The organism is Cryobacterium frigoriphilum (assembly GCF_004403305.1).
GTDB lineage: Bacteria > Actinomycetota > Actinomycetes > Actinomycetales > Microbacteriaceae > Cryobacterium > Cryobacterium frigoriphilum.
Window position 1 is genome coordinate 1 of sequence record NZ_SOHE01000063.1, and the last position, 24,170, is coordinate 24,170.

Here is a 24,170-nt window from a genome sequence, read left to right on the forward strand (position 1 = left end):
CCGCGGCGTCCCGGCCGAGCGGAGGCCCCTCGGGCCTCATCGGGCCGGGCTGGCGGCAGGCCGACTGGCTCGCCGCCCGGTTCGTGGCCGAGCTGGCCTGGGCACAGCCCGGCGATGCCGCCCCGGCGACGGATGCCGCGGTACACGTCACGTTGCCGGCGAACCTGCCCGCCGTGGTCATGTTGAAGGCCGAGGGGATCGATGTTGTCGCCGTGGGAAACACCAGCGCAGACCCGTGGGACGAGCCGGCCGCCGACATCCGCCCGCATGCAGAGGGTTGTGGGCCGAGCCCACTCAGGGTGGCGCAGTGGGCCGACCCGGAGCACGGCCGCTACGTGAAAACGGTCACCCGTGACGGCATCCTCGAGGGCTTCGTCTGTGTCGGCATGCCCCGCACCGCCGCCGAACTGACGCTGCTGTTCGAACGCGGCAGCGAGCTGCCCGCCGACCGCTCGGTGCTGCTGCGCTACGACGGACCCGACTATGAGCCGGCCGCCGGAAGCGCCTTCGCGCTCGACGCGACCGTGTGCTGGTGCAACGGCGTCACCGTCGGCGCGATCGCGGCGTCGCAGGAGGCCGGCAATGGCACAGTGGCGTGCATCGGCACCGCAACCCGCGCCGGCACCGGCTGCGGCGGTTGCAAGGTGCGCATCGGCGAGGTGCTCGAGCGCTTCACGGCCGGTGCGGCTGCCTGACCCGCCGCCTGCGTGGCGAAAGCAGGATCCGACGTCAGAAACGGGCCATTTCATCCTGCATACGACGACACTCGCTCAGATCGTCCTGCTTTCGCCACAAAGCGTCGCAGGGTGCGGGTGGGTCAGGTGCAGAAGAGGTGCGCGTGCGCCTCGCGCAGTGTGCGGGTTCGGTAGAGCTCGACGGGAAGGTCGAGTCCGCGCGCGACGAGGGCTCGCGGCAGGTCCTGCAGCAGCCCTGCAAGGTGTTGGGCCAGCAGCGGATGCGCGCTCCCGACTACCGCGGTGAACTCGGCTGTGTCCTCGCGCAGGCTGTGCAAGCCGCTGGCGATCGCCGCGGCCCAGTGGCTGGCATCCGCGTCGGAATGATGCGTAAGCCCCACGATCGAAACCCGATCGGCCGTGCGCACGGCGTCGAGTGAGGGTCGCAGCGGGGTGCGCGGCAGGCTGAGGATGATGGCGTTCCAGCGCGGGGCAACGTTCCAAGGTGAAACAGGGGTCATGGCGGGGTCCTTGCCGGTTTCGTCGACGCGATGCTTCGAGGCTACGGGCGCGCGGTTTCGGCCGCATTGCTCCGCGGTATCCGACTGTGTCGGGCGACTCTCGCCCGCGGGACCCCGCTGTGAGGTGCGATTCGGGTGTTGACTGGCGGCATGGACCCCGCCCTGCAGTCGATGATCGACAACCTGCCCGCCGCGACCGGCAAGAGCCTGCCGGAGTGGTTCGCCGTGCTCGAGGCGACCGGCCTCGACAAGCACACGGCGCTGATGAATCACCTCAAGGCCGAGCACGGCGTGAGCCACGGCTTTGCCAACGGCATCGTGCTGCAGTACCGCAACCGCGGGGTCTCGCAGGTCGACGACGATCTGGTCGGCGCGCAGTACGCCGGCGCGAAGGCGGCGTTGCGTCCGCTCTACGATGCTCTCGTCGTGGCCGTGACCGATTTCGGAACGGATGTCGAGATCACCCCGAAGAAAGCCAGCGTGTCGCTTCGGCGGCACAAACAGTTCGCCCTGATCGAGGCACCGAGCGCCAAGCGGCTGCAACTCGGCGTCAACCTGGGCGACACTCCGCCGACCGAGCGCCTGTTGTTGACCGGGGGCATGTGCACCCACAAAGTGTCGGTGACCGCGCTCTCGGAGGTCGACGCGGAACTGCTCGCCTGGCTGCGCGCCGCCTACGACCGCGCCTGACCGCGCCCGCCCGCGCCGGCCCGACACGCGCGACGGCGTCTGTGCCCCCGACGAGCCTGTGCCCAACGACCTGCTCGTGTCACCAAGAGCTGCCCGCGGTTGTGCGCCCGAATCCTGCTGCTGCGCTCAGATCCTGCACGTCGTCGTGCACCGGAAATCTGCACGTGCGCGCGAAACGTGCTTCTGCGGTGAAGAGCTGCACGGGGTCGTGCGCCGGAATACTGTTGCTGCGCCCACATCCCGCACGCGCGCCGGAAACGTGCTCGTTCTGATGCGAGGCAAAGCTGCTCGTGCGCTCAAAAGCTGCACTCCCGCGCGCTCATGCGCCCAAGACCTGCACGTGCGCCCGCGATCACAGGCGCACATGCAGCTTTCGGGCGCCACGCCCGCCCCGGGCATCCGTTGGTGGATCCAGGGGCGGCGAGGACGTGTCCCGCCGCCTCACACGCCGCGCAGCAGCCGCTCAGTAACCGATGCAGGAGCCGCGCCATAGCTCTGCCGCAACGTCAGAAGTCGGTCCAGGGGCTCGCGGCGACGTGCTCGACGGGCGGCGACGGCGTGCGCAGGTGCCACCGCTCGGCCAGGTGCACCAACCCGCCGGCAGCGATTGCGGTCACAATCGTTACCGGGATGCTCGCGACGAACAGACCGTACCAGACGAAGAAGCCGCCGCCACTGAATATCACCCCGAGCGCGAGTGCCAGCACGAGCACGCCCAGAACCGCGCCACTGGCGGCCTGCACCGACCGAGCGCCGGCCGTTCTGCTCAGGCCGCGGTCGCGGGTGGCCACGAGCGACCAGCCGCCGGCCAGGGCCGCGCCGGCGACGACTGCGCCCGTGAGCGCGAAGGGAAACGCCGCGCCGACCGCCTCGGGCAGGCCCCCGCTCTCGCGCAACTGACGGTTACCTCCGAGCACCGTGATCGCCCAGGCCAGCACGCCGAGTACGAAACCGAGCAGCGGAGCCGTGACCAGAAGCCAGCGGTACCGGTGCCACATCATCACCCCACCCTAGGGGCTTGGCTCGCAGCCTGTCGTGCCACGATGGAGCCAGCACCTCTGAACCACCACTTCTGAACCACCACTTCTGAACCACCACTTCTGAACCACTTCAGCCCCTGACGAAAGCAGCCCATGACCGTCATCAAGATCAACGCCATCACCGTTCCCGCCGACAGCGGCGACGAGCTCGCCCAGCGTTTCGCCGCCCGTGCCGGAGCGGTCGACGGTCAGGCCGGTTTCGAAGGCTTCGAGCTGCTGAAACCGACGGATGCCGACCGCCACACCTGGCTCGTCATCACCCGCTGGGCAGACGAAGAGTCCTTTCAGACCTGGCTGTCTTCACCGGCGTTCGGGCACGGACACGGCCAGCGCAGCGAACCCGCGACGGCCGACCCGAGCGCGGAGGCCAAGCCCGCCCCCTCGCACGTCGGTCTCAGCAGCGAGCTGTGGTCGTACGCGATCGCCGGCGGTTCGCAGGGCTGATCCGCGCCGATCGCGGGCGCGTGCCGGGGGACTGTGGATAAACCAGTCGTAGGCTGGGGACATGACCTCCGCAGAGATGCTCCCGGCCGCCGCGACCCCGGCTGGCGAGACCCCGGCTGGCGAGACCCCGGCTGGCGAGACCCCGGCCGCCGCGACCCCGGCCGCCGCCCGGCCGTCGGTGCGCTTCAACTACAGCCGCACCTCGGTGGTGAGCGTTCTCATCGCGATCCTGCTGATGCTGACCGGCGCACTCCTGCTCACGTTCACCGAGCTGGGCATCCTGGCCTGGACGCTCACGATCGTCGGCCTCGCCGTCGAGCTGTTCGCCATCAGTCGCCCGCGGGTCGAGCGCTCGTAACCCCCGCAAGCGCGGCTACGAGACGTTCACGCTGATCGCGTGGTGCCCGGTCGCGCCGTCGGGGGCGACGTCGGCGGTGGCCGCCGTTTGAACCAGGCCCTCGGCATCCGTCGCCCGCACCCGCACGGTGTGGCCGCCGGACGTGGCGTTCCAGGTGAACATCCACTGCCTCCAGGTGTCGATCGAGATCGCGTCGGCGAGGGTCGCCGAAGCCCAGTCGCCGTCGTCGATCTGCACCTCGACGCCGCTGACGCCCACGTGCTGCGACCACGCCACGCCGGCGACGGTGATCGGGCCGGCCGTCAGCGGCGCGGTCGCTCGCGGAACGTCGATGCGGGACTGCAGCTTGACCGGGCCGAGGGCCGACCAGCCGCGCGGCGTCCAGTAGCCCTTCTCCTGGTCGAAGCGGGTGAGCTTCAGCTCCACGACCCATTTCGTCGCCGAGACGTAGCCGTAGAGTCCGGGCACGACCATGCGCACCGGGTAGCCGTGTTCGAGCGGCAGGGGCTCGTCGTTCATGCCCACGGCGAGGATGGCGTTGCGCTCGTCGGTCAGGGCCTCGATGGGGGTGCCGGCGGTGAAGCCGTCCTGGCTGGTAGAGAGCACCATGTCGGCGTCCGCGGTCGGTTTCGCCCGCGCGAGCAGCTCTCGAATGGGATAGCCGAGCCACTTCGCGTTGCCGATCAGGTCGCCGCCGACGTAGTTGGAGACGCACGCGAGGGTCGTCACGCTCTCTTCGAGCGGCAGGGCGAGCAGGTCGGCGAAGCCTAACTCCACCTCGTTCTCGACCATGCCGGTGATCTTCAGGCGCCACTGGGTCGGGTCGATGCGCGGCACCTGCAGCGCGGTGTCGATGCGGTAGAAATCCGCGTTGGGCGTGATGATCGGGGCGAGCCCGTCGATGTCGAAGCTCGCCCCGGCGGCGATCGGGGCGGCGGTGACGGATGCCGTGGGCAGCGTGAAGAGGGCGCGTGCGGCATCCGCGGCCCGCGTACCGGCGAGCTTGACCTGCCCGCCGACCAGCGCGAGAAACCCGATTCCCGCGCTGACGCCGGTCCAGGTCAGAAAGCGGCGGCGGTCGAGGCCGGCCTCGCGGTCGGGGGCCCGCTCACCCGTCAGCGTCAGGCGGCCGGGCGGCCGCTCGCCCTCGAGCAGGCCCGGCACCCGCAGCTTCGTCATCAGCACGGTCAGCACAATGGCGGCGACGGCCATCGCCACGACCGAGGGCAGGGCATCGAAGCTCGAGGCGCTGGCTCGCGACAGCGCGGCAAACAGGGCGATCGCTCCGGCGACGACCACGAGCACCCGGCCGAACGGCGGCCGCCGGTATTCGAGCACCCCGGCCAGCAGCGCCAGCACGAACAGCACGAGGCCGATCAGCACGATGAGAGCGATCTTGTCCGCCGTGCCAAAAACGGCGATCATGAAGTCCTTCACGCCGGCCGGGGCGAGATCGATGAGCAGGGCGCCAATCGCCACGATCGGGCCGGCCGTCGGGGCGAAAAGTGCCGCGGTGAGCTCGGCCGCGCCGACTCCGGCCAGGGCGGCGGTTACCCCGGCCAGGGCCGGAAACCAGAACCGCGGGCCGCGAAAGAGTGGGGCGCGCGGGGCGGGGGAGACGTCGGCGTGAGGCATACCCCGAGCCTACAAAGGCCAGCTGTGCCCAAGGAGTGGAAAAGCTTACGAAAAATAGTGCAGTCTTAAGGCACCATGGCCACGCTTGAGAGACTTCCGCACACCGATCACGATCACGATCCCGACGTTCTGTTCGAGGCTTTCGAAGCCTGGGCCACCGCCCAGGGGCTGCGCCTCTACCCGGCGCAGGAGGAAGCGGTCATCGAGATCGTCTCGGGTGCCAACCTGATCCTCAGCACGCCGACCGGAACCGGCAAGTCGCTCGTGGCCGTTGGCGCCCACTTCGCCGCCCTCTCGGCCGGCAAGCGCAGCTTCTACACCGCACCGATCAAGGCCCTCGTCAGCGAGAAGTTCTTTGCCCTGGTCGAGATTTTCGGCGCCGCGAACGTCGGAATGATGACGGGCGATTCGAGCGTCAACGCCGACGCCCCGATCATCTGCTGCACCGCCGAGATCCTCGCGAACCTCGCTCTGCGCAACGGTGAAGACACCGAGGTCGACCTCGTCGTCATGGACGAGTTCCACTTCTACGCCGACCCCGACCGCGGCTGGGCCTGGCAGGTGCCGCTGCTGACCCTGCCGCGGGTGCAGTTCATCCTCATGTCGGCGACCCTCGGCGACGTGAAGTCCATCGCCGACGACCTCAGCCGCCGCACCGGCCGCGAGACCGCCCTCGTCACCGGCGTCGAACGCCCGGTGCCGCTGCACTACTTCTACGAGACCACGCCGGTGCACGAAACGGTCGAAGACCTGATCAAGACCGGGCAGGCGCCGGTCTACATCGTGCACTTCGCCCAGGCCGCGGCCCTCGAGCGCGCGCAGGCGCTCGCGAGCGCGAAGGTCGCCACGCGCGAGCAGCGGGATGCGATCGCCGAGCTGATCGGGGGATTCCGCTTCACGACGAGCTTCGGCAAAACCCTGTCCCGCCTCATTCGCATGGGCATCGGCGTGCACCACGCCGGCATGCTGCCCAAGTACCGCCGCCTCGTCGAGCAGCTCGCCCAGCGCGGCCTGCTGCGCGTGATCTGCGGCACCGACACTCTCGGCGTGGGCATCAACGTGCCGATTCGCACGGTGCTGTTCACCGCGCTGACCAAGTACGACGGCGTGAAGATGCGCCAGATCAACGCCCGAGAGTTTCACCAGATCGCCGGCCGGGCCGGTCGGGCCGGCTACGACACCGCCGGCACGGTCGTGATCCAGGCGCCCGACCACGAGACCGAGAACCTCAAGGCCATCGAAAAGGCCGGCGACGACCCCAAGAAGAAGCGCAAGATCATTCGTAAAAAGGCGCCGGAGGGCTTCGTGTCGTGGGGTGAGCCCTCGTTCCGGCGGCTCGTCGACGCCGAGCCGGAGACCCTGCACTCGAGCATGCAGATGACCGCGGCGATGCTCATCAACGTGATCGGCCGCGGCGGCGACGCCTTCGCCCACGTGCACGCCCTCGTCTTCGACAACCACGAGCCGTGGAAACGCCAGCTCGTGCTCGCTCGCCGCGCCCTCGGAATCTACAAGACGCTGCGCTCGGCCGGCATCGTCGAGCAGCGTTTCGACACGCTCAACGACCGGTACGACATCCGCTTGACCGTCGATCTGCAGGCGAACTTCGCCCTGAACCAGCCGCTGTCGCCGTTCGCGCTGGCCGCGTTCGAGCTGCTCGACCCGGATCCGACGAAAGAAACGGGAACGGGCAACTACGCCCTCGACATGATCTCGATTCTCGAGTCGACCCTCGACAACCCGCGTCCGGTGCTGATGGGGCAGCAGTTCGCCGCCCGCGGTGACGCCGTCAACGCGATGAAGCGTGAGGGCATCGAATACGACGAGCGGATGGCGCTGCTCGAGGAGATCACCTACCCCAAGCCCCTCGAAGAGCTGCTGACCTACACCTTCGACACCTACAAGCAGTCCCAGCCATGGATCGCGGACTTCGAGCTGCGGCCCAAGACCGTCGTGCGGGACATGTACGAGCGGGCGATGTCGTTCGGCGAGTTCATCGCGTTCTACAAGCTCGCCCGCAGCGAGGGTGTCGTGCTGCGCTACCTCTCCGACGCCTATCGGGCGGCGCGGCAGACGATTCCCGACGAGGCCAAGACCGAGGATCTGCTCGACCTGATCGAATGGCTCGGTGAACTGGTAAGACAGGTCGACTCGAGCCTGCTCGACGAGTGGGAGGAGCTGATTCACCCCGATCTCGCCGAGCACGAGGCCGGCGCGAAGGCCATTCTGCCGCCCGCGCCGCGCCGTCTCACCACGAACACCCGGGCCTTTCGCATCCTGGTGCGCAACGAGCTGTTCCGACGCGTGCAGCTCGCAGCGCTCGAAAACTACGAGGCACTCGGCGAACTCGACCGGGTTCACGGGTTCAGCGACGAGCACTGGGGCGCCGCGATGGACGGCTACTACGCCGAACACGACGAGCTGCTCACCGGCGGCAACGCGCGCAGCTCCGAGCTGCTGATGATCGAAGAGACGAAGACGGCCTGGATCGTGCGCCAGATCTTCGACGATCCCGCCGGCGACCACGACTGGGGCATCAGCGCCGAGGTCGACCTCGCGGAGAGCGATGACCTGGGCGAGGCCGTCGTGCGCGTCACCGGCGTCAATCGCCTCTAACTCGCTCGACCTTCCGCTGCCCGCTGCCCGCTGCCCGCTGCCCGGTCCGCGAGAGCGGGTGAATCGTCGGTCTGAGCACGTCACAACGACACGTCACCCGCTCTCGCGGGATAACGTAAACGTATGAGTTCACAGGGGTCACACGAGCCGGGGCTTATTCGCACCGGCGTCATCGGCTACGGGCTGTCGGGGCGGGTGTTCCACACCCCGTTTCTGGCGGCGCATCCCGAGTTCGCGCTCGACACCATCGTCACGGCCGACGCCGATCGGCGCGGCCAGGCCGCGGCGCAGCATCCGTCGGTCCGCCTCGTGAATACGGCCGACGAGCTGCTGACGGATGCCGCGGCCCGCCTCGATCTCATCGTCATCGCCTCCCCGCCGGCCACGCACGCGCCGCTGGCGCACGCCGCCCTCGACGCGGGGATCGCCGTCGTCATCGATAAGCCTTTCGCGGTCACCGCCGATGACGGCCGCGAACTCATTGCCAAGGCCGAGCGCCTCGGGCTCTCGCTCACGGTGTTCCAGAACCGGCGCTGGGACGGCGACTTTCTCACCCTGCAGGCCCTGATTGCGGCCGGGCGACTCGGCGAGGTACGGCGTTTCGAATCACGCTTCGAGTGGTTCAAGCCCGGACAGGGCAAGGCCTGGAAGGCAGCCGCGACCCCGCGAGAGGGCGGCGGCGTGCTCTACGACCTGGGCGCGCACCTGCTCGACCAGGCGCTCGTTCTGTTCGGCCCGGTCGACGACGTCTACGCCGAGGTTCTGACCCGGCAGCCGGGCGGCCCGGCCGACGACGACACCTTCGTCGCCCTGCAGCACGCGAACGGCGTGCGCTCGCACCTCTGGATGAACGGACTCACCGGCCAGAAAGGCCCACGGTTTCGAGTGCTCGGGTCGGCAGCCGCCTACACGACCTGGGGGCTCGACTCGCAGGAACCGGCGCTCAAGGTTGGTGGCGCGCCCACGGATCCCGGCTTCGGCGAGGTGCCGCACGACCGTTGGGGCCTGCTGGGCCTTGACGGTGCGCTGGTACCGGAACCGACCCGACCCGGAAACTATGCGGCCTTCTATGAGGGTGTCGCCGACGCCCTGCTGCGCGGAGGGACGCTGCCGGTCGACCCGCGAGACTCCCTGCGAGTGATCGAACTCATCGAGCGGATCCACGACGGCAGTCGCTAACCGACTCGAATCGTGACGCCATGAATCCTGACACCATGAATCCTGACACCATGAATCGTTGACACGACACCATGATGGTGTCATGATGGTGTCATGGAACTGGAACAGCACATCAGCGATCTGCAGCGCCAGCTGGTGGATGCCGCGGCGAACGGCTCCGAGGACACGCGCGTCGTCGCCGAGCGGCTGGCCGCCGGGCTCGATGCCGCGGTGCGGCTCGTGATTCTCGACGCGCTCTCGGCCGCGGTCGCTGAAATCACCCGCGAGCTCGCTCCGGGTTCGGTCGATCTGCGGCTTCGTGGCCGCGAGATCGACTTCGTCGTGACCCACTCGAATGCCGAGGTCGACAGTGACGACCCGCCCGCGGCATCCGCTGTGCTCGATGATGCGAGTACCTCCCGTACGACCCTGCGCCTGCCCGACGCCCTCAAGGCCCGGGTCGACGATGCGGCGGCGGCCGACGGCCTCTCGGTCAACACCTGGCTCGTGCGTGCCGTTGCGGCCTCCCTCGCCCCCAAGCAGAGACGATCCGCGCAGCGCACGCTGCGCACCGGCGACAACTTCGTGGGCTGGGCGCGCTAACCGCACTCCCACGCGGCCCGCGAGGCCGACCAGCTGTACCTGAAGAATTCACGAACCCGAGAAAGGGAGGCGCCAGCGTGCCCACCTACAACACCCCCGCCGCGATCGACGTCGCCATCAACCTGCAGGTCGGCCGCATCGAGGTCATCGCGACTGACCGGGCCGACACGGTCGTGACCGTGACCCCGACCAACCCGGGCAAGGCGGTCGATCGCCGAGGCGCCGAAGACACCAAGGTCGCTTTCGACGGCCAGCAGCTCACCATTACCGGCCCGAAGCCGCGCCTCAGCTGGATCGGCCCTGGCCCGACCGACTCGGCCGACGTGAAGATCGAATTGCCGACCGGATCGCGGCTCACCGCCGAGATCGCGGTGGGGCACCTCAGCACGACCGGACGCCTCGGCGCCACGCGAATCAAGAGCTCCACCGGCAGCGTGGAGCTCGACACCACGGGTGACCTCTGGCTGCGGGCCGGCCACGGCAGCGCCACCGTCGGCACTGCCCACGGCTCCAGTGAGATAACCGCTGATCACGGCCAGATCCGGCTTGGTGCCGTCGATGGCGACGCGATCCTCAAGGCCTCGCACGGCAGTATTACCGTCGGTCTGTCGCGTGGCGCCCTCGAGGCGAAACTCTCGTACGGTGATCTCGAGATCAGCACGGCGCTCGCCTCCGTTGCGGCGAAGACTGCGTACGGCAGCATCGAGCTCCGCGAAATCTCGAGCGGCTCCATCGAGGTGGAAAGCGGCTTCGGCCAGATCAGGATCGGCGTGCGGCCCGGCGTTCCCGCCTGGCTCGACCTGTCCTCGAAAGACGGCCATGTGCGCAACGAGATCGCCGGTGATACCGCCCCCGCTGAGTCGGAGCAGAGCGTCGCCGTGCGCGCGCGCACGCAGTTCGGCGACATCACCGTGCAGCGAGCGCGCTGAATCAGCAGAAGCAGAACCAACGGAAGAAGGGAACGACACCCATGACTACCCCAGCGATTGACGTCCGCGGGCTGCGCAAGTCCTACGGAGCACACGTCGTGCTCGACGGAGTCGACCTCAACGTGCCGCCCGGGACGGTCTTCGCGCTGTTAGGCCCGAACGGTGCAGGCAAGACCACCATCGTGCACATCCTCTCCACCCTCATCCGAGCGGATGCCGGACGGGCGCTCGTGGCCGGCTTCGACGTGAGGCGCGAGGCCGACAGCGTGCGCGCCGAGATCGGACTCACCGGCCAGTTCTCCGCCGTCGACGGCCTGCTGACCGGCGAAGAGAACCTGCTGCTGATGGCGCGGCTGCGTCATCTCGGCGCGAAGCGATCGAAAACCCGGGTGGCCGAACTGCTCGAGCAGTTCGACCTCGTCGAGGCCGCTCGCACACCCCTCGCGACCTACTCCGGCGGAATGCGCCGCCGCCTCGACCTGGCGATGACCCTCGTCGCGAGGCCCGCCGTGATCTTTCTCGACGAACCGACCACGGGACTCGACCCGCGCAGCCGCCGAACGATGTGGGACATCGTTCGCGGCCTGGTGGCGCAGGGCACGACCGTGCTGTTGACCACGCAGCAACTCGAGGAAGCCGATCAGCTCGCCGACCACATCGCGGTGCTCGACGGCGGCCGGATCGTCGCCAACGGCACCCCCGACGAGCTGAAGCGACTCGTTCCCGGCGGGCACCTCCGGCTGCGGTTCGCGGATGCCGTCGCGCTCGATTCGGCAACCCAGTTACTTGACGGGTCACAGCGTGACGACACCGGGCTCGTGCTGTCCGTGCCGAGCGACGGCGGGGTCGGCGCCCTGCGGACCGTGCTCGACCGCCTCGACAGGGCGGGCCTCGAGGTCGCCGATCTCAGCATCCACACCCCGAATCTCGATGACGTGTTCTTCGCTCTGACCGGCAAGGCGCAGCGGGCAGGCCGGGTCGACACGAAAGGAACAGCATCATGACCACACGCACCATCGAACTGCCGCCGGCCAAGCGACCGCCGGCCCCGGGACTGCGTCGCCCCTCGCACGTCGTCGCCGACTCGGTCACGATGCTGAACCGCAACCTGCTGCACATGATTCGCTACCCCGGCCTGTCGGTCTTCACCATTGTCGGCCCGGTCGTGATCCTGCTGCTGATCGTGTTCGTGTTCGGCGGCACCCTCGGCGCCGGCCTGCCCGGAGTCGACCCGGCTGGCGGTCGAGCGGCCTATCTCGCCTATGTCATGGCCGGCATCCTGGTCATCACCCTCGCGGGCACCGCCGGCGGCACCGCGACGACGGTCTCAATGGACATGACCGAGGGCATCACGGCGAGGTTTCGCACCATGGCAATCTCCCGGGCCGCGGTGCTCGCCGGGCATGTGCTCGGCAACACCATCCAGGGGATCATCGCTGTCGCCCTCGTGCTTGGCGTCGGCGTGGCCATCGGCTTTCGCCCCACCGCCTCGCCGGTCGAGTGGGTCGCCGCCGCCGGCATGGTCGCCCTGATCGCCTACGCGATCAGCTGGCTCGGGGTCGCGATGGGTATTCAGGCCAAGTCTGTCGAGGTAGCGAGCAATATGCCGCTCGTCCTGACGCTGTTGCCGCTTCTCGGCAGCGGCTTCGTTCCGACCGACTCGATGCCGGCGGGGCTGGCCTGGTTCGCGCAGTACCAGCCCTTCACCGCGTTCATCGAGACCATTCGCGGCCTGCTGCTCGGCACCCCGCTCGGCGTGAACCCGGTGCTCGCGGTCGGCTGGTGCCTCGTGATCGTGCTCATCGGCTACGTCTGGTCCGCGGCGAACTACGACCGCAAGTCGGTGCGTTCCTAGCGAGCGGATGCCGGCCAGGGGGGCGGCCGGTGCCACTCCGTCGCGGCACTCACTACGCTCGCCGGCACTCGGTGCACGGAGTGCCGGCTCGCCAAACGAGTGCCGTGACGCTCGGGACCCCGGCGGACGCTGCCGCACGACCGGGGGCTAGAGCTTGGCGGTCCAATCGAGGTTGATCGTCTGGTTGATGTAGATGTTCTCGCCAAGGCCGGGCACCGAGGGGTTCATGGTGAGCATCAGCTGCACGGGAACGTTGAAGCGCTGGGCGATGTCGAAAAACGAGTCGCCCTCGACGACCTGGTAGGTGATGAGGGCGCCGGCGCCGTTGGCCACGGCCGAACCGCGGGCCCCGGCCGTTGCCCCGAGGTCCATCGCCGGCCCCTGCGGCAGGGGTTCGGGCTCGGCGTTGGGCACGATCGTGGGAACCTGCGGGTTCGGAATCAGTTCCGCCTCCGGTTCCGCGGTCATCACGGGCTCGGGTTCGACAGTCGGTGTGGGGGTGGGCGTGGCCGACGGCGACGGCGACGGCTCCACTGTGGGCGTGATCGTCACGGTCACGACCGGGGCCGGTTCGCCCGCACAGCCCACGAGCAGCAGCAGGGCCGGCGCGAGCAGGGCGACCCGCCGCATCCGCGGCCGAGAGCGGGGTATTGGGCGCGCTGTTGGGCGCAGTGTTGGGCGCAGTGTGTGGCGGATGATGTCGGCCCCCTTGCTGATAATGCCCTGGTGACAGGCCATCAAGCCGGCCGCAGGAACTGTTCTATCAGCTTAGGGGCAGGACTAGACGGCCGGTTGACCCCTGTTCAGGGGGTGGTTCAGCACTCGATGACGTTGACGGCAAGGCCGCCCTCGCTCGTCTCCTTGTACTTCGTCGACATGTCGAGGCCGGTCTGCCTCATGGTCTCGATCACGGTGTCGAGCGAGACCAGGTGGGTTCCGTCGCCGTGCAGGGCGAGGCGCGCGGCCGAGACCGCCGTCGACGACGCGATCGCGTTGCGCTCAATGCAGGGCACCTGTACGAGTCCGCCGACCGGGTCGCAGGTGAGGCCGAGGTGGTGTTCCATCGCGATTTCCGCCGCGTTCTCCACCTGGCGGGGGGTGCCGCCGAGCACCGCGCAGAGGGCACCGGATGCCATCGCGCACGCCGATCCGACCTCCGCCTGGCAGCCGCCTTCCGCGCCCGATATCGAGGCGTTGGCCTTGACCAGTGACCCGATGGCCACCGCGGTCAGCAGGTACCGGCGGAGCCCTCCGGCATCCGCCCCCGGAACGAACCGCAGATAGTAGTGGCCGACGGCCGGGATGATGCCGGCAGCCCCGTTGGTGGGCGCGGTCACGACCCGGCCGCCGGCCGCGTTCTCCTCGTTCACCGCGAGGGCGAAGGCGTGCAGCCACTCGGTCGAGGTGTCGCGTTCCCGCAGTGGCAGCCGGTCGTATTCCTCGAGGCGCTGACGCACCGCGGCGGCACGGCGCTTGACCTTCAGCCCGCCCGGCAGGGTACCGGTGGCGTTCAGACCGGCCTCGACGCAGACGTGCATCGCGTTCCAGATCGCGTCGAGCCCGGCGTCGAGCGTGGCGGCGCCGTGAATCGCCTCTTCATTGCGGCGCGCGACATCGCAGATAGCGAGCTCGTACTCATCGCAGAGGGCGAGCAGTTCGGCGCTCGACGAATAGGGCAGCGGATATGGGGCGCCTGACCGGGTGGCCGGCCGCTCGCCGTCCTGCCGAATGAAACCGCCTCCGATCGAGTAAAAGGTCTGCTCGAAGAGCGCCACCGCGGGCTCGGGTCCGGTCTGCCCGGAGCTCGTCTGCCCGGGGTCGGCCGGTTCGCCCCACGCCGACAGCGTCAGCGCATTGGGGTGGCCCGGCAGCCGGGTGCGCGGTTCGAAGTGCACGTCGCTCGCCGCAATCGCAATGGTGTGGCCGCCGATGAGGGTGAGCGTGGCTCCCGGCGCCAGGCCGGACCACGCGCCGCGCACGTCGTTCGGATCGCAGGTTTCCGGCCGAAAGCCGGCGAGGCCGGCGAGTACCGCGTCGGGCGTGCCGTGGCCGAGGCCGGTGGAGCCGAGAGAACCGAACAGCGAACAGTGCACCCGCACGACCTGCGGCAGCAGCCCGGAGTCGGCCAGTTGCTGTGCGAACACCCCCGCGGCCCGCATCGGTCCGACGGTATGGGAGCTGGATGGACCGATGCCGATGGAGAACAGGTCGAGAGCCGAGACGTACGCAGTCACCCGTCCATCGTAAACCTCCCCCCGAACACCCCCGAACAGGTCTCACATGGGTCAAGCCCCCCGCGGATGGTCAGCGGAGGGCTTGAGTGCGAGGGCCGCGAACGGCAGCGCCGACGAAACCGGCGTGGGTGAAGACTACGCGATGGTGAAGGTGATGGTGGAAACGTAGGGGTTCACGGCGGTGGAGCCGACAGCGGCAGAGAAGTTGGAGCGGTACGAGTTGGCCGGAACAGCGAGGCTGAAGGTCGGGGCGAGGCTGAAGCTGCCCTTGCCGAGGGTGCTGGAGGACACGAGCGACTGGGCGGTGCCGCTCATGACCACGGCGCTCGTGGTCGGCGCGGTGTCGGAGCCGGCGCCGGCGGTGACGGTGCCGGGCGTGATGGTCAGGTTGCCGACGGGCAGCGTGCGGGCGGTGAGATCGATGGTGCCGGCGGCACTCGTGAAGTCGGTGGCGCTCGCGGTGAGGCTCCAGGCGGCGTTGGAACCGCGGGCGTTGGTGATGTTCCACGCGGAGGCGGTGCCGGTCGAGGTCTTCGCGTTGATGCCGTCGAGGGTGACGCCGGTCATGGCGTCGGGGGCTGTGGCGGTGGCCGAGAGGTTACCGGCCGAGACGGTCGAATCGATCGTGTCGGTGCTGTCGACGGCGTTCGCGGGGGTGAGGGCGGCGAAGAAGAGGATGCCGGTGGTGGCGATGATTCCGCAGATCGAGGTGCGTGCGCGCATGGTGTGAGTCTTTCAGAGAGGGTTCCGGTGAGACCGGAGGAAGAATGAAGAGCGGACTGTGCAGGCCGTGAGGCCGAATTCGTCATCCGCTGGAACGGGTTCCGGTGGCGATATCCCAATACTCACACGGGGGGTACGGGATGCCACGCTCGCCAGCGCAGGGTTGAATCAGGGTTAGCTCAAGGTTGTCGCATCCCCTCTGGGGAGCGGCTAACTGATGGTGAAGGTCAGCACCGACACGTAGGGGTTCAGCGGCGAACCGTCGATGGCTCCGGTGAAATTTGAGCGGTAGGCGTTGGGCGGAATGGCGAGGCTGAAGCTCGGCGAGAGCAGGTAACTGCCGCGATGGGGTCCGCTCGTGGTGATGAGTGTCTGCGCGGTTTCCGACAGAGCAAGGGTCGGGGCGCTGATGCCGTCGACCGGGCCGCCGTCGGCACCGGCGGTGATCGTGCCGGGAATGATGACCAGACCCTCCGCCGGCAGGGTACGGGGTACCGTCTCGATGGTGCCGGCGGCGCTCGTGGGAACGCTTGCGCTCACCGACAGCGTCCAGGCGGCGCCGGTGCCGCGGTCATCCACGATCACCCACTGTTCCGAGGTTCCCGTTGAGTATTGGGTCTCGATGCCCTGCAGCACGACCGCCGACAGGGAGGCGCCCGAGGTCGTGGCGGTCAGTGGACCGGCGACCGGAGTGGGGTTGGTGAACACGTTGTTGGACAGCGCCACGGCACCGCCGAGGGTGAGGGCGCGACCGGCGAAGGTCGCATCCGCTCCGACCGAAATGGCGGCGAGGGTGAGGAGTGTGCCCGAGAACGAGGCGGTCGCGCCGAGTGAGACGGCACCGACGACCTGCCAGAACACCCGGCTGGCGTCGGCGCCGTTGATGAGCAGCACCGAGCTGCCCGCTGCCGCCGCGAAGGCCGCCTCAATTTGAAAGATGAAGACTGCGTTCGGGTTGCCCTGGCCGTCAAGGGTCAGCGTGGTGCTGTTGGCGAGCGCGGCGCCCGCACGGTAGATGCCGGCCGTGAGGGTGCGGCCGGCGAGGTCCCCGGTGAGGGTCGCCGTCGGGGTGCGCGCTGCGGCGTCGTTATAGGCGAGTTGCAGGTCGGCCTGCGCCGCCGCCGCGTGGCTGTCACCGGGGTGCAGCGACCCCGAAAGGGTTCCCGGCGGAAAACCGGTGATCGCGGTGCCGGGGCTCACCCCGATGTCGCCGCCGATCGTGCTGATTCCGGTGCTGGCGACGGATGTCGTGGCCAACACCGCGTAGCTGCCCGCCGATCCGAGGTTCACCGGCTGGGCGGTGATGAAGATGTTCGTGTTGAGCGCCACGGTATCGCCGAGGGTCAGGGCCCGGCCGGTGAACCCGGTGGCGTTGCCGATGCTGATGCCTGACTCGCCGAGAATCGTGCCCATGAACGTCGATGCGCCGCCGAGCGACACGCCGCCGGCCACCTGCCAGACCACGCGGGAGGCCTGCGCGCCATTCACGAGTCGGACGACGCTGCCCGCCGAGGTGGTCAGGCCGGCGTCAAGTTGAAAGATGAAGACGCCGTTGCGGTTGCCCTGACCGTCGAGCACGAGCTCTGTTCCGAGCGTGAGCGCGGCGGAGGCGTGGTGCACGCCCTCGGTGAGCGTACGTCCCGACAGGGTGCCGCTCAGATTCGCGGTCGGCACCCGAGCCGCCGCATCCCCGATCGCGGTCTGCAGGTCGGCTCTGGCCTGTGCCGCCGCGGCGTCACCGGAGTGGATCGTGCCGGAGACGACACCGGGCGGAAACCCGGTGACGGTGCTGCCGGGGCTCACGCCCAGATCGCCGCTCAGCGTGGTGCCGCCAGTGTTGACGACGGATGCCCCGGCCAGCACCGAATACGCGGCCGCAGCCCCGAGGTTCACGGTGGGTTCGGTGGTGAAGATATTGCTCGACAGGGCGATGGCCCCGTTGAGGGTCAGAGCTCGGCCGGTGACGGTCGTGCCGGCGCCGACGGCGATCGCGGCCAGGCCCATGATGGTACCGGCGAAGGATGCCGTCGCGCCGAGCGCGACGGCCCCCACGACCTGCCAGATCACGTTGGCCGGGCGTGCGCCATTGCGCAGCCGAATCTCGCTGCCGGCGGCCACGTCGAAGGCCGCGTCAATTTGAAAAATGAAGACCGAGTCGGGATTGCCCTGCGCGTCGAGCGTGAGGGTGGTGCTGACCGAGATGGCGGCGGTGGCCTTATAGATGCCGGCCGTCAGAGTGCGGCCGGCGAGGTCGCCGGCGATGGTTGCGGTCGGCGCCCGGGTCGAGGCGTCGTTGTAGGCGTTCTGCAGGTCGACCCTGGCCTGGGTCGCCGCAGCGTCGCCCGGGTGGATATCGCCGGTGACGATGCCCGGCGGAAACCCCGACACGGTGGTTCCGGGGCTCGTGCCGATGTCGCCGCTGTAGGTCGAGGGCCCCGTGTTGGCGATGGACGTGCCGGCCAGCAGCGAGTAAGTCTGCGCGGTGCCGAGGTCGACGGGGGACTCGACCGCGGCGGCGGGGGTCGGCGCCACGAGCAGCCCGGCGAGCAGCGCCGCGCCGCTCAGGGTCGCGAGCAAGGTGCGGGCACCGGGCATAGTGCGGGCACCGAGCAGGGCGCGGGCGGTCCACCGGCGGTGGTGCGGTGCCCGCCGTCGGTGGGCGGGCATCAGGTGCGTGGCCGGCGGAGCGGCAGCTCACCCGGCGGAGTGGTGGCGGTGGGCATGGTGGCGGCATCCGTCGTCGTGCTGGGCGTGCTGGGCGTGCTGGGCGTGGCCGGCGTGGCCGGCGTGGCCGCCTGGGAGATCTGGGCGAGCGCGGCGCGGGCCTTTTTCACGAACAGCGCGATGCGCCAGATTGCGAAGCCGACAGCCGCGAGCACGAGCAGCAACCCGGCCACGAACCACCAGGGCGCGTAGTTGACTCCGGTGCTGGCCGTGTCGGTGCCGGCCGCCGAGGTGAGGGTGGCGGTCGCGGTGCCGAGCTGCAGAAACGGCGCCGGCGTGATCTGAGCGGTCAGATCGAGTGTGGCTCCGGGCAGGATGCTCTCGGGCGCCGTGAAGGTCACGGTCTCGGTGGCGCCGATCACGCTGCTGAGGTCGAGTTCGGCGGTGGGGTTCAGAATCGAATTGCCGGTGTTGGTGATCGGCAGGGTGAAGGTCAGCGCGCCGTCGGCTCGGTCGTAGCTGAGATCGCCGTGTTCGAGCGTTTCGACGGCCGTACCGGCCACGGTCAGGTAGATCCGCACGCCCTGGCGTTGGATCACATCGAGCCGCAGCGCGGCGTCGCCCTCGTTGGTCGTGGTTTCGCCCTCGATGGTGGGGCTCTGAATGATCAGACCGCCCGGGTAGTCGCCCGGTCTGGTGCCGACCGGCACCGATAGCGTGAACGGAACGCGGGCGTCGGACTCGGCGGGAACCGTGATGCTCGCCGAATCGACGGACACCCAGGCTCCCGAACCGACCTGGGTGTCGTCTTGGTCGGCGAGCGCGAACGCGCCCTGCGGTGTGCTCATGCCGTCAACGGCATAGGTAAGCAGTGTCACATCGGCGTTGGTGTGGTTGGTGACAATGGCCGTGGCGTCAATGCTTGACCCGGCGTCGAGGGTGATGTGAAAGAAGTCCGCTTCGAGTTCGGGGCGGATGCCGAGGGTTCCGTCGTCGACGGCGGCCGCCGGTGCCGCGGGCACGAGCGCGAACAGCATCGGGGCCAGCGCGGCGAGCGCGACCAGCAGGGCCAGCCGGCGCGGGGCGGAGGCCCTCGAAGTGGGGTGTGTCATGGGGTGAACCTTAGCTGAGAATGCCGTATCGGCCCCCATCCGGGTGCCTGTGCGCGCGGGTGCGGGAGGCCGCAGCCCGACGGGTTAATCCTCACACGGGGGGCGTGCGAAGTCGGTGTCGGGGGCGCAACGTTGGGTCAGGGTTGGCTCAAGATTGCCGGACAGTCACCGCGCGGTCGGGTTGGGTAGTGGTGGTCGTCCGCCGCGGCGTGGGCGTCGGTTGGGGTCGATGCTGGCGGGTGGAATGAAGTAGATCACGTTGTTCTTGACCAGAATGTCCCACCCTTCCCGGTGGATGCGATGGTGGCATGGCCCGCACAGCAGGGTGCAGTTGTCGAGGTTGGTGGGGCCGCCGTGGGCTTTCCACCACAGAATGTGGTGGGCCTCGGTGTAGCTGGCGGGTCGGTTGCAGCCGGCGGTGGCGCAGCCGCCGTCGCGTTCGGCGATAGCGAGCTTCTGCGCGTGGCTGAAGAGGCGTCGGCCGACGCCGAAGTCGAGCACTTTGCTGTCGCCGCCGAGCACCATTGGGATGATGTGGGCGTCGACGGCCAGGCGACGGGCGGTTCCGGCGGAGATGGGCTGTTCGATGCCGTCGAGTTGGGCTTCACCGAGGCCGTCGAGCAGGGATTGCAGGGTCATCCGCACGATGACGGTGGTGTGGGCGAGGGGGCCGGGGCCCTGCGTGCACGATAGGGCGTGCCGCACAATGTCTACGAAGGCGTCGAAACTCATCTGCTGAATCGTGCGGGTCTCGGTGAGCAGTTCGTGCGATTCGGCACAGCCGTCGCCGTCATCACTGTTCTCGGTCGGTTCGAAGCGCGGGCTGCGCAGCTCGGCACCAACCAGAGCATCGATGGCGGCGTCACAGAACGCCGCCGACACCGGGTCGGCCTCGAGCACGTAGCGTTTCATGCCGTTGGGCAGCACCGTGCGCACGAGCGAGCGGCGGCTGACGAGCACTTCTTCGCGCGGTTCGATGCCGTCCACGTCGAGAGCGTCGCGGTAGCGGATGCTGAGCTTGCGTACCGAATCGACCGGGTTGTCGGTCGCGAAGCTGACCAGGGCCTGTTCGGCCAGGTCGAGGTCTTCTGCCGTGGCGCGCGGGGCGGCCTGGGCGAGGTTCTGGGTGATGAACGCGGCGGAGTCCACGTTCAACGCTCCCGCGTCGAGGGCGGCGGCGACCTGCGGATAGGGGGCCGGCATCCGCTCACCGAGCAGACTCACCCGCGGCCGGGTAGCGCTGCCGACCCGGCAGAGCCGACCGGCTTCGGCCAGGGAAATCTGACCGACGTCGGTCAGCAGCACCGCCGCGTTGCGGCATCCGGTCTTGGCCGCGATGCCGTGCGAGCCGGCATCGTGCTCGAACCGGTCCTGCAGCTCGCCGGCAGCGCGGGCCGCGAGGGCCTCAACCTGGCGTTGGGCCGCGAAGATGGCGTCGGTGACGGTCAGCAGCTCGGCATCACTCATGCCCTGCAGATCACGTGCCGCACGCGAGCCTTCGCCAGCATCGTACCCGCCAGCACCGACCCCATCAGCACCGAACCCAGCAGCACCGAACCCAGCAGCACCGAACCCAGCAGCACCGACCCCATCAGCACCGACGAACCGCCCGCTGAGCGCGTCGGCGAAGGCAGCGGCGACGAGCGCGGTGCTTTCGAGAAGGGCATCGGTGGAGGTTGTCATGATGAGATCTTCTCAGCACCCACCGACATTCTTTACCCACCGACATTCTTTACCCACCGACATTCATTCCGGTCGGCGGGAAGTGCGGCGGTCGGGCCGCGCGCTGCTAGCTAGCTAGCTGATCGTGAAGGTCAGCACCGAGACGTAGGGATTCTGCGGCGAGGTCTCACGGTCGGCCGAGAAGTTTGACCGGTAGGCGTTGGCGGGAACGGTCAGGCTGAACGTCGGGGTCAGGGCGAAGGCGCCCTTGCCGAGTTTCGGTGACCAGACGAGGGCCTGTGCCTGGTGTGACATGGTGACCGGCACCGTCTGCGGTGCGGCATCGGCGACGCCCCCGTTGAAGGGAGTGACCGATCCGGGCGTGATGGTGAGGCTCTCGGCGGGCAGGGTGCGGGCGTCCGTGTCGGTGCTGCCAGCGGCGCTGATGAAGTCGGTGGCGCTGGCCGAGAGGCTCCAGGCCGCGCCGGAGCCGCGGGCGTTCGTGATGGTCCAGGCGGATGCGGTGCCCACGGAACTCTGCACGGTCACGCCGTCGAGACGCACGGCACTCATCGCTTCTGGTGCGGTCACGACGGCCGTGAGTGGGCCGCCGGTGATTGCGACGCTGATCGTGTCGGTTGAGTCGGTAGCGGCCGCGGCCGAGTGAGCCACAAGGGTCGACCCCGAAATGGTTCCTGCCAGCGTTCCCACGGACAGGAGAACGAGAGCGGGGAGTGCGCGGCGCCAGTTCGACATTTTACCCTTTGACCTTGGGTTCTACTGATTTCGCATCCGTGCTTATCAGCGTGATTCCCGGTTATAGAGTCATATCGTAGCAAAGTGCAGCGGCTGCAATTACCGCCAAAGGTCCTGACCTGTGTCCGGGCCGTGCCGGGACACCCGAGTGGTGCCCCGGCAGCCTCGTGCTAGCGGATTGTCTTGCGCGCGGTGATCTGGCCGGTGTCGAAACCGAGCAGGTGCAGGCCGCCGTGAAAGCGCGCATGCTCGATCTTGATGCAGCGATCCATGACCACGGTGAGTCCTTTGGATTCGCCGTATTCGGCGGCTTCCTGGTTCCAAATGCCCAGCTGCACCCAGATCACGGGGGAGCCGATCGCGAGCACGTCGTCGATGACGGCGGGAATGTCGGTGCCGCGTCGGAACACGTCAACGATGTCCGGTACTTCGGGCAGCGACGCGAGGTTGGGGTAGGCCTTCTGGCCGAGGATCGTGTCGGCGTTCGGGTTGACGAAGTACACGCGGTAGCCGCTCGACTGCTGCAGGTAGGTGCCCACGAAATAGCTCGAACGGGCCGGGTTCGGTGAGGCCCCCACGATGGCGATGGACTTCGCTTCGCGCAGAATTTTCAGGCGCGCCTTGGCGTCGGGGCCGACCCAGGTGCGCTGGGACTTGAGCAGCTTGGCGAGCGGGGAATCTGTCGGCACCGAGCAGCTGAGCCCGTTGACGAGCTGTACGGTCTGCGTGCCGTCGGCCAGCGTGCCGTCGGTCTGCGTGGCGTCTGTCAGCGTGGTGCTCATTCGGTGCCTCCGGTAACACTCGCGAGTACGGGCTCGGCGGGCGTCGACTGGCCCGCGGTGGCCTTGGTCAGGGCCTGGTCGAGATCGTAGATGATGTCGGCGACGTCTTCAATGCCGACGCTCAGACGTACGAGTCCCGGCAGCACACCCGCGTCGAGCAGCTGCTGGTCGCTCAGCTGAGCATGGGTGGTCGAGGCGGGATGGATGACGAGGGTCTTCGCATCGCCGATGTTGGCGAGGTGGCTGGCCAGGTCGACCGATTCGATGAAGGTGCGGCCGGCGTCGCGACCGCCTTTCACGCCGAAGCTGAAGACCGATCCAGGACCCTTCGGCAGGTACTTGAGACCACGCTCGTAGTGCGGGTGGCTCGGCAGTCCGGCCCAGTTGACATAGTCGACCCGGGGGTCGGCTTCGAGCCACTCCGCCACGACGCGTGCGTTGTCCACGTGCGCCTGCATGCGGTACGGCAGCGTTTCGACGCCCTGGGCGAGCAGAAAGGCGGAGTGCGGGGCGAGGGCCGGACCGATATCGCGCAGCTGTTCGGCGCGCAAACGGGTGAGAAAGGCGTACTCGCCGAAGTTGCCGGCCCATTCCAGTCCGCCGTAGCTCGGAACCGGCTGGCCGAACAGCGGAAACTTGTCGCTGTGCCAGTTGAAGCGGCCGCTCTCGATGACGACACCGCCCATGGTCGTGCCGTGCCCACCGAGAAACTTGGTCGCTGAGTGGATGACGACGTCGGCGCCCCACTCGATGGGGCGGCACAGGTACGGGGTCGCGAGGGTCGCGTCGATGATCAGCGGAATGCCGGCGGCGTGGGCGACGGCGGCGAGACCCTCGATGTCGGCGACTTCGCCCGAGGGGTTGGCGACGATCTCGGCGAAGATGAACTTGGTCTTGTCGGTGATCGCTGCGGCGTAATCGGCCGGGTCGGTACCGCTCACGAAGGTCGTGTCCACGCCGAAGCGGCGCAGAGTCACGTCGAGCTGGGTGATCGATCCGCCGTAGAGGGCGGCGCTCGAGACGATGTGGTCTCCCGCTCCGACGAGGCTCGCGAACGTGATGTACTGCGCAGAGAGCCCGCTCGCGGTGGCGACGGCGCCGAGTCCGCCCTCGAGGCTCGCAATGCGCTCCTCGAACGCGGCGACGGTCGGGTTCGACAACCGGGAGTACACGTTGCCGTACTTCTGCAGCGCGAACCGGGCCGCGGCATCCGCGGTGTCATCGAAGACGAACGCCGTGCTCTGGTAGATGGGTAGGGCGCGCGCGCCGGTTACCGCATCGGGAATGTTGCCCGCGTGAATTGCGCGGGTTGAGAAGCCGTACTCGCGATCTGCCATGGCCCTACGGTAGCCGTCACCACCGACAACGCGCTGAGGTGTCGTAACGCGACGACATTGAACACGGCGGGCCAGCGGGTCGGCGGCTCACGACAGGTGTACGGCGGCGAGTGCGAGCCCGGCGATCAGCGCCCACGACGCGAGGCCCACGGCGAGAGCTCGGCCACCGGTTCGTGCGAGTTCGCCCAGACGAATGCCGGAGCCGAGGGCGAACAGGGCCATGGCGAGCAACGCGGTCTGGGCGACGGATGCCGCCTCGAGCATCGCGGGCGGCACCGGCAGCCAGGTCCGCACGAGAACGAGGGCGAGAAAGCCGAGCACGAACAGCGGCACGAGCGGCGGGCGGCGCGCGCCGGGTGCGGGCGGCGCGGCGGGCG

24 protein-coding genes are annotated in these 24,170 nt (G+C 68.7%); 10 read left to right on the forward strand and 14 right to left on the reverse strand.

The features are described from left to right. Positions 1–695 (forward strand): (2Fe-2S)-binding protein (locus E3T55_RS15190; protein WP_174775476.1); only part of this gene is annotated, 695 nt, incomplete at its 5' end. A 122-nt stretch (positions 696–817) separates the two neighbouring features. Here E3T55_RS15190 and E3T55_RS15195 read toward each other — a convergent pair. Then, positions 818–1,195, reverse strand: a complete 378-nt coding sequence (locus E3T55_RS15195) for a hypothetical protein (RefSeq protein WP_134520408.1) — start codon at positions 1,193–1,195, stop codon at positions 818–820. Between the two features lie 150 nt (positions 1,196–1,345). On the opposite strand from E3T55_RS15195, the gene E3T55_RS15200 reads away from it, so the two are divergent. Beyond that, positions 1,346–1,885, forward strand: a complete 540-nt coding sequence (locus E3T55_RS15200; RefSeq protein WP_134520409.1) for a DUF4287 domain-containing protein — start codon at positions 1,346–1,348, stop codon at positions 1,883–1,885. 506 nt (positions 1,886–2,391) lie between these two features. On the opposite strand, the gene E3T55_RS15205 is transcribed toward E3T55_RS15200, so the two are convergent. Then, the gene (locus E3T55_RS15205) at positions 2,392–2,886 is read right to left on the reverse strand and encodes a hypothetical protein (protein ID WP_134520410.1); all 495 of its coding nucleotides are present in this window, start codon (positions 2,884–2,886) and stop codon (positions 2,392–2,394) included. A 132-nt stretch (positions 2,887–3,018) separates the two neighbouring features. Here E3T55_RS15205 and E3T55_RS15210 point away from each other — a divergent pair, with 132 nt between their 5' ends. Together E3T55_RS15210 and E3T55_RS15215 are read left to right on the forward strand one after the other, a co-directional pair. Beyond that, entirely contained in the window at positions 3,019–3,369 is a 351-nt protein-coding gene (locus E3T55_RS15210) for an antibiotic biosynthesis monooxygenase family protein (RefSeq protein WP_134520411.1), read from the forward strand. Positions 3,370–3,430: 61 nt separating this feature from the next. After that, on the forward strand, positions 3,431–3,727 hold the full coding sequence (locus E3T55_RS15215; RefSeq protein ID WP_134520412.1) for a hypothetical protein: 297 nt from the start codon (positions 3,431–3,433) through the stop codon (positions 3,725–3,727). A 15-nt stretch (positions 3,728–3,742) separates the two neighbouring features. Here the strand turns inward: E3T55_RS15215 and E3T55_RS15220 are convergent, their stop codons facing one another. Next, positions 3,743–5,362 carry a molybdopterin-dependent oxidoreductase gene (locus tag E3T55_RS15220; protein WP_134520413.1) on the reverse strand — a complete coding sequence of 540 codons (1,620 nt, stop codon included), beginning with the start codon at positions 5,360–5,362 and terminating at the stop codon, positions 3,743–3,745. Positions 5,363–5,437: 75 nt separating this feature from the next. On the opposite strand from E3T55_RS15220, the gene E3T55_RS15225 reads away from it, so the two are divergent. From E3T55_RS15225 to E3T55_RS15250, 6 genes are all read left to right on the forward strand, one after another. Beyond that, positions 5,438–7,978: a DEAD/DEAH box helicase gene (locus tag E3T55_RS15225; protein ID WP_134520414.1), complete on the forward strand. Its 2,541-nt coding sequence runs from the start codon at positions 5,438–5,440 to the stop codon at positions 7,976–7,978. 123 nt (positions 7,979–8,101) lie between these two features. After that, positions 8,102–9,157, forward strand: a complete 1,056-nt coding sequence (locus E3T55_RS15230) for a Gfo/Idh/MocA family protein (protein ID WP_134520415.1) — start codon at positions 8,102–8,104, stop codon at positions 9,155–9,157. Between the two features lie 93 nt (positions 9,158–9,250). Further along, positions 9,251–9,739 carry a histidine kinase gene (locus tag E3T55_RS15235; protein WP_134520416.1) on the forward strand — a complete coding sequence of 163 codons (489 nt, stop codon included), beginning with the start codon at positions 9,251–9,253 and terminating at the stop codon, positions 9,737–9,739. Between the two features lie 77 nt (positions 9,740–9,816). After that, entirely contained in the window at positions 9,817–10,668 is an 852-nt protein-coding gene (locus E3T55_RS15240) for a DUF4097 family beta strand repeat-containing protein (protein ID WP_134520417.1), read from the forward strand. 41 nt (positions 10,669–10,709) lie between these two features. Further along, positions 10,710–11,672 carry an ATP-binding cassette domain-containing protein gene (locus E3T55_RS15245; protein ID WP_134520418.1) on the forward strand — a complete coding sequence of 321 codons (963 nt, stop codon included), beginning with the start codon at positions 10,710–10,712 and terminating at the stop codon, positions 11,670–11,672. Further along, complete coding sequence (locus tag E3T55_RS15250; protein ID WP_134520419.1) at positions 11,669–12,523, forward strand: ABC transporter permease; 855 nt, start codon at positions 11,669–11,671, stop codon at positions 12,521–12,523. Before E3T55_RS15245 ends, E3T55_RS15250 begins: the two co-directional genes overlap by 4 nt. A 147-nt stretch (positions 12,524–12,670) precedes the next feature. Here E3T55_RS15250 and E3T55_RS15255 read toward each other — a convergent pair whose 3' ends face one another. The 11 genes from E3T55_RS15255 to E3T55_RS15300 all read right to left on the reverse strand — a co-directional run. Continuing rightward, positions 12,671–13,153, reverse strand: a complete 483-nt coding sequence (locus E3T55_RS15255) for a LysM peptidoglycan-binding domain-containing protein (protein ID WP_134520420.1) — start codon at positions 13,151–13,153, stop codon at positions 12,671–12,673. A 185-nt stretch (positions 13,154–13,338) separates the two neighbouring features. Beyond that, a complete protein-coding gene (locus tag E3T55_RS15260; RefSeq protein ID WP_134520421.1) occupies positions 13,339–14,757 on the reverse strand; it encodes an L-serine ammonia-lyase in 1,419 nt (472 codons plus the stop codon). A 135-nt stretch (positions 14,758–14,892) separates the two neighbouring features. Next, positions 14,893–15,480: a WxL domain-containing protein gene (locus tag E3T55_RS15265; protein ID WP_134520422.1), complete on the reverse strand. Its 588-nt coding sequence runs from the start codon at positions 15,478–15,480 to the stop codon at positions 14,893–14,895. 210 nt (positions 15,481–15,690) lie between these two features. Further along, a complete protein-coding gene (locus tag E3T55_RS15270; RefSeq protein ID WP_134520423.1) occupies positions 15,691–18,147 on the reverse strand; it encodes an ice-binding family protein in 2,457 nt (818 codons plus the stop codon). Continuing rightward, entirely contained in the window at positions 18,147–19,256 is a 1,110-nt protein-coding gene (locus tag E3T55_RS15275) for a COG1361 family protein (protein ID WP_174775477.1), read from the reverse strand. The genes E3T55_RS15270 and E3T55_RS15275 overlap by 1 nt, the downstream gene beginning before the upstream one ends. 165 nt (positions 19,257–19,421) lie before the next feature. Continuing rightward, positions 19,422–20,723, reverse strand: coding sequence for an HNH endonuclease signature motif containing protein (locus E3T55_RS15280; RefSeq protein WP_166791803.1), 1,302 nt, complete (start codon positions 20,721–20,723; stop codon positions 19,422–19,424). Further along, positions 20,720–20,923: a hypothetical protein gene (locus tag E3T55_RS20320; RefSeq protein WP_166791804.1), complete on the reverse strand. Its 204-nt coding sequence runs from the start codon at positions 20,921–20,923 to the stop codon at positions 20,720–20,722. Before E3T55_RS20320 ends, E3T55_RS15280 begins: the two co-directional genes overlap by 4 nt. Positions 20,924–21,053: 130 nt before the next feature. Next, positions 21,054–21,674 (reverse strand): WxL domain-containing protein, encoded by a 621-nt coding sequence (locus E3T55_RS15285; RefSeq protein ID WP_134520425.1) that lies wholly within the window; start codon positions 21,672–21,674, stop codon positions 21,054–21,056. A gap of 170 nt (positions 21,675–21,844) precedes the next feature. Then, positions 21,845–22,456 (reverse strand): CoA-binding protein, encoded by a 612-nt coding sequence (locus E3T55_RS15290; RefSeq protein WP_134520426.1) that lies wholly within the window; start codon positions 22,454–22,456, stop codon positions 21,845–21,847. Continuing rightward, positions 22,453–23,793, reverse strand: a complete 1,341-nt coding sequence (locus E3T55_RS15295) for an O-acetylhomoserine aminocarboxypropyltransferase/cysteine synthase family protein (RefSeq protein ID WP_134520427.1) — start codon at positions 23,791–23,793, stop codon at positions 22,453–22,455. Before E3T55_RS15295 ends, E3T55_RS15290 begins: the two co-directional genes overlap by 4 nt. 87 nt (positions 23,794–23,880) lie before the next feature. Next, positions 23,881–24,170, reverse strand: a 290-nt coding sequence (locus E3T55_RS15300; RefSeq protein ID WP_134520428.1) for a putative sulfate exporter family transporter, incomplete at its 5' end; no start/stop codon positions are given.